Annotated in this window: 1 protein-coding gene and 1 pseudogene; both read right to left on the reverse strand. The window is 62.9% G+C overall.

What is annotated here, in order from left to right; translation table 11 throughout:
- On the reverse strand, window positions 1–731 hold a 731-nt coding region (locus tag ACFFUC_RS12465), incomplete at its 3' end, for an ornithine cyclodeaminase family protein (protein ID WP_377686690.1).
- Window positions 731–948, reverse strand: a pseudogene (locus ACFFUC_RS12470) (DSD1 family PLP-dependent enzyme); the annotation flags it as partial. The pseudogene ACFFUC_RS12470 and the gene ACFFUC_RS12465, both read right to left, overlap by 1 nt.

Consider the following 948-nt stretch of genomic DNA (forward strand, 5'->3'; position numbering starts at 1 on the left):
ACCTCGTCGGTGAAGACACGGGCGCGGGCGACCAGAGCAGGATCAAGCTCTTGTTTTCCCTTGGTATCCGTGCCCATCGCCGCGATATGGGTCGCGCCTTTGACATGGCCGTCCATCAGCATCGGGGCGAAGGACGAGGTGATCGAGACGATCACGTCGGCATCCGCACCAAGCTGGTCCAGCTCGACCGCCTCGAAGGGCAGGCCCAGCTCGGCCGCGGTATCGGCCAGACGCGAGAGCATCTCGGGATGGGGGTTCCAGCCGACGACTTTCTCGAACTGGTGGACCGCCGCCGCCGCGCGCATCTGGAAGGCCGATTGATGGCCCGCGCCGATCATGCCCAGCACTTTCGCGCCTTTGGGGGCGAGATATTTGATCGACACCGCCGAAGCCGCCGCCGTGCGCAAAGCCGTCAGCAGATTGCCCCCGATCGAAGCCTTCACCCGACCCGTATCGGGATCGAACAGGAAGACCGTCGACTGGTGGTTGATCAGATTGTGCTTTTGGTTGTGCGGCCAGTAACCGCCCGCCTTCAGCCCGAGCACCAGACCCGCGCCGTCGAAACCGCCCTTGAAGCCGTAAAGCGCATCTTCATAGCCGATCGCTTCGCGCACCACGGGGAAGTTGTAGGCCTTGCGCGAAGCCATCGAGGCGAACATCGCCTCGATCGCCTCGAACGCCGCCGCCGGGGTCATCAGACCCGCGATTTCCTTTTCGGCGACGACATACATCAGTAGGCCCGCCCGCGTGCCGAGACCGGCCAGACGGTTTCGACCTTGCCGTTCCGCACGCCGACATACCAGTCGTGCACGTTGCAGGTCGGGTCGCAATGGCCCGGAACCAGCTTGAGCTTTTCGTTCACTTTCAAAACACCGTTCGGGTCGTCGACCACGCCATGCTCGTCCGAGCATTTGATGTATTTCACATCGTCGCGGCCGTAGATGAAGG

The sequence above is a fragment of the Paracoccus cavernae genome (genome assembly GCF_042430175.1).
GTDB classification, from domain to species: Bacteria; Pseudomonadota; Alphaproteobacteria; order Rhodobacterales; family Rhodobacteraceae; genus Paracoccus; species Paracoccus cavernae.